Origin of the sequence: Candidatus Magnetobacterium casense (genome assembly GCF_000714715.1) — a bacterium.
Lineage (GTDB): Bacteria > Nitrospirota > Thermodesulfovibrionia > Thermodesulfovibrionales > Magnetobacteriaceae > Magnetobacterium > Magnetobacterium casense.
On record NZ_JMFO01000037.1, the window covers coordinates 14,022 to 30,409 of the forward strand.

The 16,388-nt window shown below is 47.5% G+C and carries 18 protein-coding genes; 5 read left to right on the plus strand and 13 right to left on the minus strand.

Going from position 1 to position 16,388, the window contains the following annotated elements:
- Positions 1 to 11: 11 nt before the first annotated feature.
- The 4 genes from Mcas_RS14215 to Mcas_RS14230 all read left to right on the plus strand — a co-directional run bounded on the left by Mcas_RS14215 (position 12) and on the right by Mcas_RS14230 (position 6,605).
- A complete protein-coding gene (locus Mcas_RS14215; protein WP_040336214.1) occupies positions 12 to 1,913 on the plus strand; it encodes an SLC13 family permease in 1,902 nt (633 codons plus the stop codon).
- A complete protein-coding gene (locus Mcas_RS17110; protein ID WP_052567506.1) occupies positions 1,910 to 2,956 on the plus strand; it encodes an ABC transporter substrate-binding protein in 1,047 nt (348 codons plus the stop codon). The genes Mcas_RS14215 and Mcas_RS17110 overlap by 4 nt, the downstream gene beginning before the upstream one ends.
- A 149-nt stretch (positions 2,957 to 3,105) precedes the next feature.
- Positions 3,106 to 5,439 (plus strand): ABC transporter substrate binding protein, encoded by a 2,334-nt coding sequence (locus Mcas_RS17115; protein WP_052567507.1) that lies wholly within the window; start codon positions 3,106 to 3,108, stop codon positions 5,437 to 5,439.
- Positions 5,436 to 6,605: a low temperature requirement protein A gene (locus Mcas_RS14230; RefSeq protein WP_040336215.1), complete on the plus strand. Its 1,170-nt coding sequence runs from the start codon at positions 5,436 to 5,438 to the stop codon at positions 6,603 to 6,605. Before Mcas_RS17115 ends, Mcas_RS14230 begins: the two co-directional genes overlap by 4 nt.
- Positions 6,606 to 6,659: 54 nt before the next feature.
- Here Mcas_RS14230 and Mcas_RS14235 read toward each other — a convergent pair whose 3' ends face one another.
- The 6 genes from Mcas_RS14235 to rpsB are packed head-to-tail and all read right to left on the minus strand — an operon-like array spanning position 6,660 to position 10,040.
- The gene (locus Mcas_RS14235) at positions 6,660 to 7,130 is read right to left on the minus strand and encodes a TraR/DksA family transcriptional regulator (RefSeq protein WP_052567508.1); all 471 of its coding nucleotides are present in this window, start codon (positions 7,128 to 7,130) and stop codon (positions 6,660 to 6,662) included.
- Positions 7,130 to 7,321 carry a hypothetical protein gene (locus Mcas_RS14240; RefSeq protein WP_040336216.1) on the minus strand — a complete coding sequence of 64 codons (192 nt, stop codon included), beginning with the start codon at positions 7,319 to 7,321 and terminating at the stop codon, positions 7,130 to 7,132. The genes Mcas_RS14235 and Mcas_RS14240 overlap by 1 nt, the downstream gene beginning before the upstream one ends.
- Complete coding sequence (gene frr / locus Mcas_RS14245) at positions 7,318 to 7,875, minus strand: ribosome recycling factor (RefSeq protein ID WP_040336217.1); 558 nt, start codon at positions 7,873 to 7,875, stop codon at positions 7,318 to 7,320. Before frr ends, Mcas_RS14240 begins: the two co-directional genes overlap by 4 nt.
- Positions 7,872 to 8,597: a UMP kinase gene (gene pyrH / locus Mcas_RS14250; protein ID WP_040336218.1), complete on the minus strand. Its 726-nt coding sequence runs from the start codon at positions 8,595 to 8,597 to the stop codon at positions 7,872 to 7,874. Before pyrH ends, frr begins: the two co-directional genes overlap by 4 nt.
- A 13-nt stretch (positions 8,598 to 8,610) precedes the next feature.
- Positions 8,611 to 9,264: a translation elongation factor Ts gene (tsf, locus tag Mcas_RS14255; RefSeq protein ID WP_040336219.1), complete on the minus strand. Its 654-nt coding sequence runs from the start codon at positions 9,262 to 9,264 to the stop codon at positions 8,611 to 8,613.
- Positions 9,264 to 10,040, minus strand: a complete 777-nt coding sequence (gene rpsB / locus Mcas_RS14260; RefSeq protein ID WP_040336220.1) for a 30S ribosomal protein S2 — start codon at positions 10,038 to 10,040, stop codon at positions 9,264 to 9,266. The genes tsf and rpsB overlap by 1 nt, the downstream gene beginning before the upstream one ends.
- Before the next feature lie 363 nt (positions 10,041 to 10,403).
- Here rpsB and Mcas_RS14265 point away from each other — a divergent pair, with 363 nt between their 5' ends.
- A complete protein-coding gene (locus Mcas_RS14265) occupies positions 10,404 to 10,880 on the plus strand; it encodes a DUF29 domain-containing protein (RefSeq protein WP_040336233.1) in 477 nt (158 codons plus the stop codon).
- A gap of 43 nt (positions 10,881 to 10,923) precedes the next feature.
- On the opposite strand, the gene Mcas_RS14270 is transcribed toward Mcas_RS14265, so the two are convergent.
- From Mcas_RS14270 to Mcas_RS18545, 7 genes are all read right to left on the minus strand, one after another.
- Positions 10,924 to 11,397 carry a DUF29 domain-containing protein gene (locus Mcas_RS14270; RefSeq protein ID WP_052567510.1) on the minus strand — a complete coding sequence of 158 codons (474 nt, stop codon included), beginning with the start codon at positions 11,395 to 11,397 and terminating at the stop codon, positions 10,924 to 10,926.
- Positions 11,398 to 11,407: 10 nt separating this feature from the next.
- Positions 11,408 to 12,028, minus strand: a complete 621-nt coding sequence (locus tag Mcas_RS14275; protein WP_040336221.1) for an NYN domain-containing protein — start codon at positions 12,026 to 12,028, stop codon at positions 11,408 to 11,410.
- 873 nt (positions 12,029 to 12,901) lie between these two features.
- The gene (locus tag Mcas_RS14280; protein ID WP_040336222.1) at positions 12,902 to 14,098 is read right to left on the minus strand and encodes a VCBS repeat-containing protein; all 1,197 of its coding nucleotides are present in this window, start codon (positions 14,096 to 14,098) and stop codon (positions 12,902 to 12,904) included.
- Entirely contained in the window at positions 14,070 to 14,423 is a 354-nt protein-coding gene (locus Mcas_RS18350) for a hypothetical protein (RefSeq protein ID WP_040336223.1), read from the minus strand. The genes Mcas_RS14280 and Mcas_RS18350 overlap by 29 nt, the downstream gene beginning before the upstream one ends.
- Before the next feature lie 71 nt (positions 14,424 to 14,494).
- Positions 14,495 to 14,932, minus strand: a complete 438-nt coding sequence (locus Mcas_RS17850) for a tail fiber domain-containing protein (RefSeq protein WP_162176338.1) — start codon at positions 14,930 to 14,932, stop codon at positions 14,495 to 14,497.
- A 238-nt stretch (positions 14,933 to 15,170) separates the two neighbouring features.
- The gene (locus Mcas_RS18355; protein ID WP_156033396.1) at positions 15,171 to 15,347 is read right to left on the minus strand and encodes a hypothetical protein; all 177 of its coding nucleotides are present in this window, start codon (positions 15,345 to 15,347) and stop codon (positions 15,171 to 15,173) included.
- Positions 15,348 to 15,712: 365 nt separating this feature from the next.
- Positions 15,713 to 16,388, minus strand: a 676-nt coding sequence (locus tag Mcas_RS18545; RefSeq protein WP_200873714.1) for an RpnC/YadD family protein, incomplete at its 5' end; no start/stop codon positions are given.

The window sequence follows — 16,388 nt, forward strand, 5'->3', positions numbered from 1 at the left end:
GTTTTAGGAAAATGGATGGCATAGAAAGCACTGATACAGTCCAGATAAGCAAGGGGATAATCTCACGTTTGTCCAATGATGACATACTTTCAGGTATTGACAAGCGTGATATGGCATACCTCTTACCACATGTGATAACACATCGGTTTTCAAGCGGGCAGAGCATTTATAATGCCGGAGATATGGCAGATAATCTTTATATCCTGACAAGCGGCAAGGTTAAGGTTACCTATGATAACTTCGACGTTATAGTCGGCGAGGGAGAGAAGATCGGTATAGAAAGCTGTACGGCTCTGATGAAGTATTTGTCAACGGCGGTCGCATTCACCGATGTAACGGTATTAATGATCCACAGGGAGAAGTTGTATCCGGTACTGGCTAAGAACATGGAGGTCAAGGGGAAGTTTTTCTCTCTTCTGGTAGACGCTATACGCTGTAAAAATGAGACGCAAAGCGGCGACTCAATGGAAGTAGGGTTTGCAGAGACAAAGGTACAAAAGCCCAAAGATACAGGGAAATCGAATCTGTTAAAGGCAACAGGTTGGGTATGTATATGTCTGTTTTCACCATTGGCCATGTTTCTGGGTCACAAGTACGGGCTTGACATAAATGCCTTTCTGTTTATGGGGATATTAACGGCCACAATTGGCATGTGGGTATTCAAGCTGGTGGATGAGTTTGTGCCGGGTATATTTGCCGCTTTGGCGACGCTGTGTCTGGGGATAGCGCCACCCGAGGTCATACTGTCGGGGTTTGTGTCGGAGGGGTTTTTCATGGCCATGAGTGTCCTTGGGCTGGGGGCGGTGATCATCACCTCCGGGTTGAGCTACCGGATCATCTTGCTGATGATGTTGGTACTGCCAAAGACGCAGTTTGGTCTCAATGTCGGCATGATGTTTATGGGTAGCGTGCTTACGCCTATTATTCCCACAGCAAACGGGAGGATTGCCCTCTTAAGCCCTTTTTATAACGATATTATCGAAACCACCCACATGCAACGCAAAAACAAGGCCGCCACGCAACTTGCCACCTCAACCTTTGCGGGAGCCACACTGTTTTCAGCCATATTTCTTACCAGTAAGTCCGTCAACTTTGTCGTCCTGGGTATGATGCCCCTGCAGGTGCAGGAGCAATTTCAATGGATGTCGTGGTTTTTTACGGCCTCGGTAACCGGTCTCATTATCCTAATCCTGTATTATATAGCTCTGCGCCTCATGTACAAAAACAATGAAGAGGTAATTGTGTCAAAGGGTCAGGTAAGAAAACAGATTGATCTGCTTGGCAGGTTGGCCTTTAAGGAGTGGGCCACATTAGTAGGATTGGCTATCTTCATTTTGGGGATCCTCACCTATTCACTGCATAAGATACAGCCTCCGTGGCTGGCCATGTCTATTCTGTATGCGCTGTTGATATTTGGCACGCTTTCAAAGAAAGAGTTCAAGGAAAAGATAGACTGGCCGTTTCTGATCTACCTGGCCACCGTTGTTGGTATAATAAGCACCATGAAGAGCGTTGGCCTTGACTCTGTTATCGCCGGAAAGCTGACGGGGCTGTTTTACTACATGCGCTATGACTTTAATCTCTTTATCCTGATACTCAGTGCGATTATATTTATTATGCGTCTGGCCATCCCGATAAATGCAGTGATTGTCCTTGTGGCGGCAGTCTTTATGCCTCTGGCCGACCTGGCAGGTGTCAACTCATGGGTGCTGGGATTTATCATCCTGGTGCTTGGTGAAATGTGGGTGTTCCCTTATCAATGCTCTTACTACATGCAGTTTCAGGAGATGAGCCTTAGCAAGGGGATGTATGATGAGAAGTCCTTCCTGAAATTTAACATGCTCGTCAACGTGATTAAGATTATAGCGATATACGCAACCATACCTTACTGGAAAATGGCAGGACTGCTGTGAAAAAACACATTGTAAACATCTTTCTCATTTTCTTTGTTGTTGAGGTTGGATTGATGCTCTTGTATTTCAATCTCAGCAAACCGCGTCTGTTGATCCTGCACAGTTATGACACGAATTACTCATGGGTTCGTGATGTCAATACGGGGATAAACCGGGTGATTAAAAACAAGTCGCACTACTTTGTCAGGTGGCACTATCTTGACACCAAGCGCCATCCCTGGCCTGCGTACAAGGCAAACGCCGGCCTCATTGCCAGGAAAATGATTGACAAATGGCAACCGGATGTTATAATCGCCTCCGATGACGATGCCCAGGCCTATGTCACCAAGCATTACATCAATGACCCAAAAATCAAGATTGTCTTTACCGGCGTCAATAATGATTTAAAAACCTACGGCTTTGATAAGGCCAACAACGTCACCGGCGTGCTTGAGCGTCTCCCCCTGACTGCACTCACCGACGGTCTCCTGACCTTCACCCACAGACATAGCAACAGAGATGTAAACCGCAATCCGCTAAAGGTCTTCTTCGTCGGGGATAAGTCCGAAACCGTCGTGGGAGATGAGCGCTGGTTCAGAAACTTCAACTGGTCACCCATCGTTGTCGTGGGGACGAAGCTGGTGGATTCCCTGCCTGATTGGCAGAAGGCCGTTAGAGAGGCTTCCAGATCAGCCGACTATATCATTACCTCAAACTACAGAAAGGTATCACGCACCCCTGGCAGCAGCGAACTCGTTACACCAAAGGAGCTGATTACGGCCACCGTTAAGGAGTCAACGATACCGGTAATCGGGACAAATGCCTTTTTTGCCGAAGACGGCGGCATGTTGGCCATAGCCACGTCCCCGTTTGAACAGGGCGAAGTAGCCGCCAAGATGGCCGTTGAGATACTTGACAACAAGAAAATCCCAAAGGATATCCCCGTTGTCAACAGCTCAAAATGCGTGATCGCCATGAATGCCACTATCCTCAAGGAAAGAAAGTTTGACGTGCCCCCGGTATACGAATCAAGCGCCATGGCAAACAACCTCTATATTAAATGAACGGCTGTCGTGAGAAAGAAAAGGCAAGAAAGGGGCGGCTCCGCTTCTTTTTCGCTCCAGGTCGCACCTGGCCCCTTCAGAACCCCCTGCAAGGGAGCAAGGCCCCCTTGACCCCATTAAAAATTAATTAAGATAAAGGTAGGTAGTTGATGATGACGAGAAAGATATTGGTTGTATTTTTTATATTTTGGTGTATGTCGGGTATTTGTTCGTATGTTGAGGGGGCAGGTAATGAACCGGAGAAGAAGTATGTCCTGGTGCTGAATTCTTACTCAAAGGGGTATGAGTGGACAGACAAGGAACAGAGCGGAATTGAGTCCGTGTTGACACCAAAGGAGGGGGTTATCCTCATGGTTGAGTACATGGATACAAAGAGGGTGAATACGCCAGAGCACTTTAGCTTGTTTAAGGATTTATTGATAAATAAGCTCAGACATGCCAGGATAAAGATAGACCTTGTTATCTGTACGGATAATGACGCACTTAATTTTATGAAGCAATACAGGGATGAGATACTACCCAACACCCCTGTGGTCTTTTGCGGCGCCAACAACTTCGATCCTGCACAAATGGGAGGATTTAAGCTATACACAGGAGTAAATGAGAAAACTGATATAGCCGCTAACGTAGAACTAATATTAAAGGTACACCCCAAAACCACCCAGATACACATAATAAGCGATACAACCACCACGGGTAAGTTATACAGGACTGAATTCGACGCTACGGCGCCGCGTTTTAAGGACAAGGTAAAGTTTGTCTTTTATGATAACGTCTCAATATCCGAGTTGAAAAATACGTTGTCAAAGTTAGGCGGCGACAGTGTTGTGCTTTATTTGTCATTTTTTGAGGATAATACGGGCAAGTTGTTTACACCGTCGGAGTCGCTGCCTGAGATCACGGGGGCCTCTGCCGTGCCGGTCTATGGGGTGGTGGATTATATGATGGGCTACGGGATAGTTGGCGGCCTGTTGATAAGTGGTATTGAGCAGGGTGTAACCGCGGGGAAATTGGCTATCAGTGTGCTCAGAAGCAAAGCCCCTGGCGTTATGCCGGATGTTGTAACGAAAAGCCCTCATGTCCTGGAATTTGACTACAGGGCGCTTCAGAGGTTTGATATCGACGTTGCAGACCTGCCCAAAAACGCCGTTATCAAGTATGAGCCTGAGACGTTCTACTATAAATACAAGCGAATTATCTGGAGTTTTATTGCCGTCTTAATGATCCTCAACGTGTATATAGCAGTCCTGATGATCAACATCAAGCGGCGCATACGGGCAGAGAAGGGACTGCAAAACATCCTTGCGGCGTGTGCATCGTTTTTTGAGTTCAAGTCCACGGATGACTTCGTCGTCAGGATCAAGAAGCTGTTAGGTTCGTTGGTAAATATCAGGGAAAATGTCCTGTTCTTTAAGAACACCCATGACAGTGTTGGCGATGTGCTCAATGACCTGGTCTTTGTCCAGGCAGATGGCAACATGAATGTCAGGCAAATGGCAGAGGTCAAAGACACAATAGGTATAAAGGTTACCAGTATGCTTAAGGATGCGCTTGCCCAAAAAAAGAATACCTACATCAAAGACGCCTGTATACTCTATTTCGCCAACAAGAGTATCCCGGCCAATACAATATTCATTGAGGGCAGGAAGCGATTTGATAATCTCGATAAGAACATCCTGGAGATGTTTACCTCCAATCTGGGCCTGACCTTTGACAACTTTGAAAAACAAAAGCTCGAGGAATCCCTGACCTTTGCCGGTCAGATACAGATGAACATGTTGTCCAAGAACAGCGAGGAATTCTCAAAGACCTACGGCATAGACCTCCATGCCTTTATCACCCCTGCCAAGGTCGTAGGCGGTGACTTCTATGACTACTTCCGCATAGACGACGACCACCTCTGCCTTGTGATGGCCGATGTTGCCGACAAGGGTATGCCGGCAGCATTGTTTATGGCGGTTGCAAAGACGCTCATACGGGCAATCGCAGCAGGCAATCCCAACGTTACTGATATTCTGTACAAGGTCAACAACGAACTGGCTAAAGATAACGAGGACGCCATGTTTGTAACCCTCTTCATGGTCATCTTAAACTATAAAACGGGCGAGATGTCCTTCTCCAACGCCGGTCATAACCCACCCTACCTCCTGGCAGACGGGAAGATACAGCCGATAGGCACAAAGGATGTTGGTATAGTACTTGGCATCATGCCGGAGGCCGTTTACAGCGTTGAGACCATACAGTTATCCAATGGGGATGGCGTGTTTCTGTATACCGACGGCATTGTCGAGGCCATGAATATTACCCACGAGTTGTTTGGTGAGCACAGGCTTGAAAAACGACTCGCCTCCTGCGTCAATATGTCGGCCAGGATGTTGGTTGACATCGTCCTCAGCGACGTAACCAAATTTACCGAAGGTGCTCCACAGTCCGATGACATCACCGTGATGTCCGTATTTTATAAGAACCAGCAACATACATGAAGACAAACATATGGCAGCCTCCGCGATTACGAGCAGGCGCCCACACGGGAGAAGAAGAGCGACACGCAACATGGTTTGAGCTGTTTTATGACCTCATCTTTGTGGTAGTCGTTGCGCAACTGGCGGACTTTTTAAAACGCCATTTATCCTTTGACGGATTTGTGCAATACATCTTTTTGTTCATACCGGTTTGGTGGTCATGGGTGGGGGCGACCTTTTACGCAACGCGCTTTGATACCGACGATCTCGGACACCGGATGCTCACCATCTTGCAGATGTTTGCCGTAATGGCACTGGCTGTCAGCGTCTCCAACGGCTTTGGTAAATCCTCCGTGGCCTTTGCCCTGAGCTATGTGGCAGTGCGCACCGTGCTCATGATTCAGTACATCAGGGCCATGTACTACGTCAAAGAGGCCGGAGCATTGATCAAGGGCTATATGCTAGGATTTTCCATCGCTGCGGCCATATGGCTTATCTCCGTCTTCGTGCCGGCCCCGTACAGGTTTATACTATGGGGCATGGCAATCATCGCAGACTACGCAACCCCCCTGATCCTGGGCAAGGTGCAGGTCGAGTTTCCACCACATCTTATGCACCTGCCAGAGCGCTTTGGTTTGTTCATCATAATAGTCCTCGGAGAATCGATATCGGGGGTGGTGCGCGGCATATACACCCTGAACTGGACACCTGCATCTCTGGCCACCGCCATAATGGGCCTGAGCATCGTCATCAGCCTATGGCTTATGTACTTCGAAAACCCAGACAGCACCGATATGTGGGATAAGCTACAAGAACGACTCTTTCATGCCTACAACCTTTGGATATACTCACACCTGCCTCTGGCCATATTTATCACAGCAAGTGCCGTGGGCGTCGAGCTGATAATCTCCAGTTCCATAACACCAGAACTGTCAGACATTATACGATGGATATTCTGTGGTTCCGTTACCTGTTGCCTGCTCACCTTGTGGACAGTCCGTTTTGCCTCTACCACAATCGTCAGCAAAACCAAGCGGGACCCCGATATCCTGAGACTAATCACAGCCCTGGCCATCCTCCTGTTGGCCTTTGCAGGCAAACAGCTCTCACACCTTGCCATCATTGCCATCGTTGCAGTCATGTGCCTGGTGGTAGTAGTCGTAGACCTGTATAAACAAAGTTCGTGACACCCCTGCCAGCGCCGCGGCCCCTGCCAGGGGTTTTTTACCGGAACGGGGCTGTTACTGAAAAGAGTGCTCCTTTTCTATCTCTTCCAGTTTTTCCCGTTTCTCCTTACACTCTACGCACATCGTTGCATATGGCAGCACCTTTAGACGCGCCTCGTTTATAGGCGATCCACAATCTTCACACACCCCATAGGAGCCATTCTTGATCTTTCTCAGCGCCTCGTCTATCTTGTTGAGCTTTATCTTGTGGTGATGCAGCTTCTGCAAGATAATCTCTCCGGCAATGTCTACCACAGACCAGTCGCCATCATCAAGGGCGGCCTCAACGAGCTGCTTTTCCTCACCCCTGGTGAAGTTGGATATCTCCATCTTGGCCTCCTTCAGGAGCAGTTGACGCTCATGCAAGAGGACCTTCTTGACACCGTTGAGCCTGACCTCTTCCGGGGTGGGCACTATGGCGTCGGTATCCTCTCTTCTGTCGTAATCGTCGTCGTTTATGTCGGAGTTTGCGTTGTTTATCACCACTACTGTTGTCCCCCTTTCGTGTTGCCGTCCTGTGCGTTGACTACCTCCGGGGTGTTTGCCACCTCCGGGGTGCCCTCTTTATGTAGCTCGACAATGCTCTTGACCTTGATACCGGCGCCCTTTAACGCCTTCTGGATATCGGGCAGCTTGGCATCCTCCACCTTAAGCATAAAGTTTATCTGCAACGTCATACCTCCATTATCTCTTTGTCTTTGTGCGCAAGCACCTCGTCCACCGTTTTTATAAATGCGTCGGTTAGCTTCTGCACCTCTGCCTGAGACTTCTTCGTATCATCTTCGCTTACGTGTTCGTCTTTTTCGAGTTTTTTAAGTTCGTCGTTTATCTCGCGCCGGATATTTCTTATGGCGATCTTTGCCTCTTCGGCCTTTTTCTTTGTCACCTTGACCAGTTGTTTCCTACGCTCCCCGGTCAACGGCGGGATGGGTATACGCACCATTTTGCCGTCGTTCATTGGGGTGAGGCCGAGGTCTGATTTCAGGATCGCCTTTTCTATGTTTGGTATGATCTTCTGTTCCCATGGATGTATTGTTATCGTCTGCGGGTCTGGAAGCCCCAGGGTCGCTATCTGGTTTACAGGCATGTGGCTTCCGTGATAATCCACCGTGATTGAATCGAGCAGCGCAAGCGATGCCCTGCCCGTGCGTATCGATGCAAACTCCTTCTTGAGAAACTCTATCACGCCATTCATCCTGGAGTTTAGTTTCTGCTGAAGCTCCTTATTCATTCTGCATGTCCTCCTACTAAAGAACCTACCTTTTTCCCCAACACCGCATCCTTGATGGCTCCCTTGTTTTTCAGGTTAAAGATCATGATCGGGAGGTTGTTGTCCATACACAGGGTGATGGCCGTGGAGTCCATGACGGTCAGGCCACGGGTTAGAACCTCCTTATACGTGATAGAGTCAAAGCGCAGGGCGTTTGGGTTTTTTACGGGGTCGTCGCTGTATATGCCATCGACCTTGGTTGCCTTAAAGATGACGTCGGCATCTATCTCCATGGCGCGCAGGGCGGCGGCCGTATCCGTGGTAAAGTATGGATTGCCCGTGCCTGCGGCAAAGATGACCACGCGACCCTTTTCCAGATGCCTGATGGCCTTGCGCCTGATATAGGGTTCAGCCAGCGCCCTCATTTCGATGGCCGATTGTACCCGCGTGGGGACGTCTATTTTTTCGAGGGAGTTTTGCAAGGCCAGGGCGTTAATGACCGTGGCAAGCATCCCCATGTAGTCTGCCGTTGCCCTGTCTATGCCCTTGATGGATGCCCCCACTCCCCTGAATATGTTGCCTCCGCCTATGACTATGGCCATGTTGACGCCAAGTTCGTAGACGGCCTTGATCTCGTCTGCGGCGTAGAGCACCATATCAGGCGATATGCCATAGCTCTCACTGCCCATGAGGGCCTCGCCGCTTAACTTGATCAGCACTCTCTTGTATTTCGGTGTATCCATTGCCAGCTCTGTGCTACTGGGTGGCCGCGGCTGCGTCAACGTCGCCACAACCGGGAGCTGCCGCTTCGTTCTGGAGCGTCTCACCCACCTGGTAGCGCACAAAACGTCTGACCAGGATGTTTTCACCGACCTTGGCTATCTTGCTTGATATTATGTCCTGTATGGTCAGTTTGCCTTCGGTGTCCTTTACAAATATCTGTTTGACCAGACACGTGTCGGCGTAGAACTTGTCCAATTTGCCCTCCACGATCTTGTCCACTATGTTGGCCGGTTTGCCAACCACCTGTGCCCTGTATATGTCCTTTTCTCGCTCTACGACCTGTTCGGGTACTTCGGTGGGATTTATGTAGGATGGATTGGCAGCGGCTATGTGCATGGCGATGTCCTTGGCCAGTTCCCTGAAGTCGTCCGTTTTGGCGACAAAGTCAGTTTCGCAATTTAGCTCAAGCATCACGCCGATCTTGTCCATGTGGATGTAAGAAAAGATCACGCCCTGGGAGGCCTTTTTCCCCGAGCGTTTGGCTGCCGAGGCAAGCCCCTTTTTACGGAGCAGGTCCATTGCCTTGTTGAAATCCCCGTCGGTCTCCGTCAGGGCCTTCTTGCACTCCATCATGCCAACGCCGGTTTGTTCCCTTAGCTCCTTTACCATACTGGCTGAGATGCTCATTACGCTACTACCTCCTCTTGTCTTTCTTCTGCTTCTTCCATAGCCTTTTTCTCTTCTATCTGTGAATCCTGGACGTTATCGTCCATTTTCTTGTTGAGCACGGCCCTGCCCTCCAGGATGGCGTCGGCCACCTTGGAGGTGACGAGTTTTACTGCCCGTATGGCGTCATCGTTGCCGGGGATAACGTAGTCTATGTTATCGGGGTCGCAGTTGGTATCGACAATGGCTATGATTGGGATGGAGAGTTTTTTGGCCTCCATAATGGCGATATTCTCCCGGCGCGGGTCTACGACAAAGAGAGCAGATGGCAGTACGCGCATGTCCTTGATACCGCCGAGATTCTTCTGCAACTTTGTGCGCTCCTTCTCAAGGGCCGAGACCTCCTTTTTGGGCAGCACTTCGTAGGTGCCATCGGCCTTCATGGCCTCGATCTTCTTGAGCTTTTCGATGCTCTTTTTGATGGTTGTGAAGTTTGTCAGCATACCACCCAGCCAACGCTGGTTGACGTAGAAGGCGCCGGCCCTCTGTGCCTCTTCGGCTATGGAGTCCTGTGCCTGCTTTTTGGTTCCCACAAACAGCATATCCGCACCCGATGTTGCCATGTCTCTGATGTACATGTAGGCGTCCTCTATGCCTTTTACCGTCTTTTGCAGATCGATTATGTATATCCCGTTTCTTTCGCCAAAGATATATCTCTTCATCTTTGGGTTCCATCTCTTGATCTGATGTCCAAAGTGTACTCCGGACTCGAGCAATTCCTTCATCGAAACAACCATACTAAAAAAGTCCTCCTTTTCGGTTTAGCCTCCGCTTTCTCTGCCCCCCGTCTGGCGTGTGTGCCAAGTGTCGAGCGCCTGGTGTCGAGCGCCGGGTGCCGGGGAGACCGAATTTGACGAGCCGGTTGTTATACACCGGCCATGCCATAAGCGTGCGTATTTCGATAAGTGTAGCACAACCATGTTGTCTTTTGCAAGAGGCTCTGAGGTTTATTATAATTTCGTATAGATTTTAGATGAGGCAATTCGTCCTATTGACGACTACTCACACAATACGTTAAACTACAAACATGGAAAACAAGCTGCTATTATCGGTGAAAGAGACTAAGGACGGAAACTAAGCCGTGGATGTTAAGGGATTTTATGAGCGTTCAAGAAACAGTACATACAGATAAAGCTCTTTATAATGCTGATTTTTACAAGTGGACAATTCACAGTGCTGAATTGTTAAGGGATGGCAGGTTTAGCGAAATAGATGTAGAAAACATTGCAGAGGAAATAGAGAGTATGGGTAGAAGTGAAAGAAGAGAGTTACTTAACCGACTGTCTGTATTAATAATGCACTTACTTAAGCTGCAATATCACCAAAGAAGGCGTTCTAAAAGTTGGTTCAAGACGATAGACACTCAAAGAATGGATTTTCGCCTGTTGCTTGAAGAAAGCCCAAGTTTAAAGCATGAAATTGGATTGGTTATAGATAAGGCGTATGAAAGAGCAAACCTGCTATTTGAGAAAGAGACAAGGATTAATAAAGATATACTACCTGGCACTTGCCCTTATACCTTTGAACAAATAATCAATGATAGCTTTTTGCCTTGTGATATGGTGGCCGGTAAGTAACAGGCCTCTCCTGAAATATGATTTCCATAACAAGCCGACAGTTCTATAATGGTAAAAAGTTGTTATCAATTAACTGATTAAATGTATAAGGACAGGTCTCAGGCAGTTCTGTTTGACTAAATCTTGTTTCTTTTTGAAACATTACTATCGCCTTTTCGTAGGCTTCATTTATAATTGTTTCTACGATATGCTTTAGACTTGGACTATCTTTCAGTACAAACTTAATCTCTACCCTCTGGATGCTTATTGTTGATTTCCAACTTTCAGAGCGTTTATCAGGTTGATATTGCCATTTAAGCAGGTGCATTATCAGGACGGCCAGCCTGTTACGTAATTCCTTCTTTTCGCTCTTACCCAAGCTCTCTATCTCCTCTGCTATGCTTTCTATATCCAGTTCACCAAATCTGCCTTGTCTCAATAGTTCAGCGGTTTTTAGTGACCACTTATAGAAATCGCTTGCATATAAAAACTCATCTTTTGAGGCGTCAAAGTCTGGCTCTAATGTCTGTGTTTCCATCCTAAAGCAATTAAACAAAATTTAAAAATGCGTGGAATTCTTCGTAAGGTATTTTTAAACCCCAATCCGTTATGCTGTTTAATCTCCATGCCCCACCAGGTAATAGCTTGCCACCTCTGGTTTCAAACGATACATTAACAACATGCTTACCACTATCTTTTACAACTTTTACTGCTGGAACATAATCCTGATCTCCAGAAACAATAACTGCTATATCATAAATATCTCTTAGCATTATCATATCTGTTGCCAGTTTTACGTCCACAGTTTTCTCTTCTCCAAGCTCCCCATTGAATAGATTGTACTTAATTGCTCCGGATTTTCTAAATTCAATGAACTTATGTTTAGCAGATATACCGTTTTGAAGTGTTGACCACCCGCGAGCCCTCTTTAACATTTCTTGCTGTTTCTTTTTTAAGTTTTCGACAATCTTTTTCATTTCATCTGTAATGGCTTTACCTGACAGGTTCTCTAATTTATTTCTTAAATTTTCTTCTTTTATAAGAATGTTTTTTAATTTATCCGGGTATACATCTGCATCAGGGAACTTATATGGATAGAAATCGATTTCTTCAATAACGTACCAATATGTTCTTATTATTTTTCCATCATTATCGACTTTTTTTACCAAGCTATCGAAAAATCGCTCCCACTCAGCTTTTTGTGGAAGATAATCGTTCTGGTTAAACTCTGCTGTAAATAAATCTACAATAGAATTTCTGGTAGTCCTGTAGAGGTAGTGATACTATCCTTTGATGGTTTTTCCTAATCAGGCATTTAATGCTGTTTTTAAAGATGGATTCCCATTTTCGTGGGAATGACAGGGAATGGCTTTTTTAGCTCGTCTATGTCATTCCTGCGTAAGCAGGAATCCAGAAGTGCAAAGGGCAGGTGATGTTCATTTTCATGGACTATTGAATAATGAGGGTTTAGTCTACATGCATCACTACCTCTACAGGACTACCGAATTTCTAAAGTTTTCTCCATCAACAAAAATGCAAACTCTTTGACTCATCCAACACCTCAAAAAATGAAAAGGCGAGAGGCACGCAACCTCTCGCAGGTTATCTCAGGACTTAGGACGCACCTAAGTCTAATAAATAGCAATACATTAGACTTATAGTGTACATGGAAAACATATAAATGTCAAGTAAAAAAATTTTTATTTGACTTTTGACTATTGACAATATCTTTATCATAATGTTAGCAATATGATATGCTTTATTGGAAAGCTAAAAAGTGCAAAAGTATAGTAATTACACACTGAGTTATGTTAGCTTTATAATTAAATGTTTTTAAAAAAGGAGGTATAAAAATGGGGCACACAGATAAATAACGGAGCATAAATGTTTAGAACATTAGGGTTAAGAATACGGGGTCAAGGGGACTTATTCGTGCCCGGGGTGGCTCACCACTCCCCTTGCAGGGGGGATTCTGAAGGGGGGGGCGGAGGGGGTGAGGCACCCCTGCCGTAAACCGCTCCCCTTCTTTCTCTTTATCTTTGTTAGTAGATACCCCAGTCGCTTGGGACGCCCTGATCGGCATAACCTCCGGAGTTGATAGTCGTACCGTCCATGAACCAGATGTATACGTCGCCGGTTGAACCGTCCTGCCAAAGCATGTCGTTCATGCCATCGCCGTTGTAATCTCCGACCGACTTCACGGCCCAGGTATCACCGCCGGAACCACGCACCGATCCACCCATCGACTGACCGGCACCGCCTTTGGGTTTAACGAAATCGCCACCCTTGATCTTTATGCCGTCCATTAGCCATACGTATATCTTGCCGGTATCGACGTCCTGGAGGTGTACGTCGCTCTTGCCGTCGCCATCGTAGTCGGCGATTGACCTGATCTGCCACTGATGCGGTATCCCCTTGGCCACAAAGCCGCTGCTTCCCTGTATCTTGACACCGTCCATGAGCCACGCGTAGACGTCACCGGTGTCCTTGCTCTGCCAGAGGATGTCGGTCTTGCCGTCGCCGTTAAAATCGCCAACGCCCCTGACCTCCCAGTCGGCGGGAACGCCCTTGACTATGAAGTCCCTGGACTTTATCTTGACGCCATCGAGGAGCCAGACAACTACGTCGTTGGTGCTTGTGTTTTGCCAGAGGACGTCGTTTCTGCAATCGCCGTTAAAGTCGCCGATTGCCTTTATCTGCCACTCAGAGGTCATGCTACGGTAGACGTAGTCCCCGCTGTTTGGTTTTGTGCCGTCCATGAGCCAGACATAGACGTCGCCGGTGTCCGTATTCTGCCAGATGATATCGGCCTTGCCGTCGCCGTTAAAGTCATCCGACGCTATAACCCTCCAGTTCTTTGGCACCCCGTTGGCCGCAAAGGCCGCGGACTTCTTTGAGGCACCGTTCATCAGCCAGATTGCCACGTCGCCATTGTTTGAGTTCTGCCATAGGATGTCGCTCTTGCCGTCACCGTCAAAGTCCTTCTTCGTCCTCTTGCATACACCGTTAAACTCGGCGGTAATGCTTCTTGTTGCCGTCATGTTCACCGTACACTGATTGCCGATGTTTACGTCGCACCCCGTCCAGCCGCTAAACATTGAAGAGTTATCAGTCACAGCCGTGACTATCACCTGTGTGTTAAGCGCATACAGGGCGGAACCGATGTTACCGCTCCAGTTGAGGCTGCCCGTTGACGTTGTTATAGTGCCATCACCGGTGCCCTGTTTTGTGACTGTCAACGTTACCGGCGTTGGTGTCGGGGTTGGAGTTGGGGTTACTGTTGGCGTAGGCGTTGGTGTTGCCGATGGAGTAGGAGTCGGCGTCGGCGTTACAGTAGGTGTAGGAGTTGGTGTTGGTGTTGCCGTCACCGTGGGAGTGGGCGTTGCCGTTGGAGTAGGTGTTGGTGTAGGTGTTACCGTGGGTGTGGGAGTCGGTGTCGCTGTGGGTGTAGGAGTTGGCGTCGGTGTAGACGTAGGTGTTGGGGTGGGCGTTGGTGTTGCTGTCGGTGAAACGTCCCAATAGCCCGTATCCCACGTCATGCCGTCCCACGTGCTGATCGCCCATGTCGATGACGCCATCAGCAGCCCTATCATTAGTGTTAAGACAATTCTTCTCATCCTGTCGCCTCCATCATTTCATTTGGTTTGATTTTCAAGCGACTTCACCCTGTCCGATAACTCAGCTATGGTCTTCTGCTGCTCCTGGACTATCTTCGTAAGCAGTGCGACCATGTCCATTGGGCTTAGACCCTTGCGGTCTTTTGTGGCCACTATGTCTGGGACGTCCTCTGCAATAAAGCCGATGTGGTGATCCGTTTTGTCGGTCTTGTAATTGAAGGTTACGGGCTTGAGGTAGTTTAATGCCAACATTGCATCATTGCTGGAAAGCTCCTCGATGTTTTCCTTATACTCACGGCTTGAGGCGTTTGTCCATACACCGCCGGTGGTTACGTAGGCACCGCTGCCCATTTGAAGAGGATGGGAGGGCGTTACTGTGCCTATGCCTAAATACCCAGAGTCCGGCCTAGAACTTACACCAAGAAGACGCATCAATTCTTGTCCATTAGTATCCATCCACATCCAAGCTCCTTCATTGGTAGTGAAATACATATTTGAGCCATATCCGTTTGCTCTAATATCAAACCAGGCGGAATGCTCAGGAAAACCAATATAAACATCACCAGTACTTGGTTCTCCATTGCTAACTTGAATTACACCTTTAGTTGTTGAACTTCCAATATGTAGAAGGCTTTGCGGATTACTCTCTCCAATCCCCACATTCCCCCCGCCATAATACAAATTACTCCCAGACTTATCCCAACTCCGCTCCCCCAGGTAGGTGAAGTTGGCGTTTGGACTTGGCGACCGTCCCCGACGTGAACACGTTTGGCACCGACCCCGCGTATGCCGACAACGTCAGAAACAGCAACGCAACAATCGCTACGTTTACCCCAACTACTTTCTTTAAACCTGTGTTACTAAACCTCATCTTAGTACCTCCGAACTGTGTTTAATTTGCACGCAAAATGCGTGAGTGCCCTTTGATTGCTACTTCGCTGATGAAAAAGGCCGGACAATATGCAACAATGACGTTGATAAGTGGTAGTCCAATTAGACGCAAAAAATACCGTGAAAAAGAAAAAATCTGGGGGTCTTAAATATTAAGGTTGCTGAAGGTGCGCTAGAGAGAGAGAGAGAGAGCAAGACATGCACCAAAACTGGGATATCCTGACATATCAGGCTGAAAATAATCTCTCAAACGCATAAAAAAAACCTCCTTCTTCACATTCTTTGCGATCATCGCAGAATCGCATTTAAACCTGTAGCTGCGGCAGACGTTGTTCAACGGCAAGCTCAAGCGTTACCCTGCAGGTACAATCTCAACTGGGCTACTGACGTGGACCTCTTGATAAGCGCCCTGAATTCATCAAGTTTATCGACCTTATCAATGCCCCTGAGCACATCCATAAGCTCCAGTCCCTCCGGACCATACTTGATTTCAAGCATCCCTTCTATCCCTTTGAGTTCGCCTTTGAGTTCGCCTTCTAAAATGCCTTCCTGTCTGCCTTCCAGCTTGCCTTCCTGTCTGCCTTTGAGTTCACCCTTTGTAAAGATATCCTTAAAGAACTCGTATTCATCCAAATCAATTGTTATCGGCATGTTCAGTACCTCCTGTTTTACCTTGGCGGCCAGATTTCTTAATCCGGCAAGATATAGAAATTTCCTTATATAATTCTCCCTTTTTCTGGGTTGTAACCGGTAGAGTTTAGCAAGAATCCTCTTTATCATAACATCGGCATCGTCGAACCTGCACAGAATAGCCAATATGATATCATCAGGGTCATCACTGTCAATGAGTTGGTTGCCATCAAGAGTACGGGCGTCTATCAATTCGTAGGAATACTTTATTCGTTTAAACTTCATACTGCTTTTCATGTTTAACGGCTTATTGCCGATATACAAGACAATCTGTAACGGTAACTTCTTGTACTGGTTGTAGATGAACCCGGAATAGAGATACATACGCCCC

What these genes read in the sequence shown, in the direction of transcription:
- Mcas_RS14215 (WP_040336214.1), top strand. Translation starts at nt 12, where the DNA reads ATGGATGGCATAGAAAGCACTGATACAGTCCAGATAAGCAAGGGGATA.
- Mcas_RS17115 (WP_052567507.1), top strand. Translation starts at nt 3,106, where the DNA reads ATGATGACGAGAAAGATATTGGTTGTATTTTTTATATTTTGGTGTATG.
- Mcas_RS14230 (WP_040336215.1), top strand. Translation starts at nt 5,436, where the DNA reads ATGAAGACAAACATATGGCAGCCTCCGCGATTACGAGCAGGCGCCCAC.
- Mcas_RS14240 (WP_040336216.1), bottom strand. Translation starts at nt 7,321, where the DNA reads ATGACGTTGCAGATAAACTTTATGCTTAAGGTGGAGGATGCCAAGCTG.
- frr (WP_040336217.1), bottom strand. Translation starts at nt 7,875, where the DNA reads ATGAATAAGGAGCTTCAGCAGAAACTAAACTCCAGGATGAATGGCGTG.
- pyrH (WP_040336218.1), bottom strand. Translation starts at nt 8,597, where the DNA reads ATGGATACACCGAAATACAAGAGAGTGCTGATCAAGTTAAGCGGCGAG.
- tsf (WP_040336219.1), bottom strand. Translation starts at nt 9,264, where the DNA reads ATGAGCATCTCAGCCAGTATGGTAAAGGAGCTAAGGGAACAAACCGGC.
- rpsB (WP_040336220.1), bottom strand. Translation starts at nt 10,040, where the DNA reads ATGGTTGTTTCGATGAAGGAATTGCTCGAGTCCGGAGTACACTTTGGA.
- Mcas_RS14265 (WP_040336233.1), top strand. Translation starts at nt 10,404, where the DNA reads ATGAGCGTTCAAGAAACAGTACATACAGATAAAGCTCTTTATAATGCT.
- Mcas_RS14270 (WP_052567510.1), bottom strand. Translation starts at nt 11,397, where the DNA reads ATGGAAACACAGACATTAGAGCCAGACTTTGACGCCTCAAAAGATGAG.
- Mcas_RS18350 (WP_040336223.1), bottom strand. Translation starts at nt 14,423, where the DNA reads ATGGGCGATCAGCACGTGGGACGGCATGACGTGGGATACGGGCTATTG.
- Mcas_RS17850 (WP_162176338.1), bottom strand. Translation starts at nt 14,932, where the DNA reads ATGGATACTAATGGACAAGAATTGATGCGTCTTCTTGGTGTAAGTTCT.
- Mcas_RS18355 (WP_156033396.1), bottom strand. Translation starts at nt 15,347, where the DNA reads ATGAGGTTTAGTAACACAGGTTTAAAGAAAGTAGTTGGGGTAAACGTA.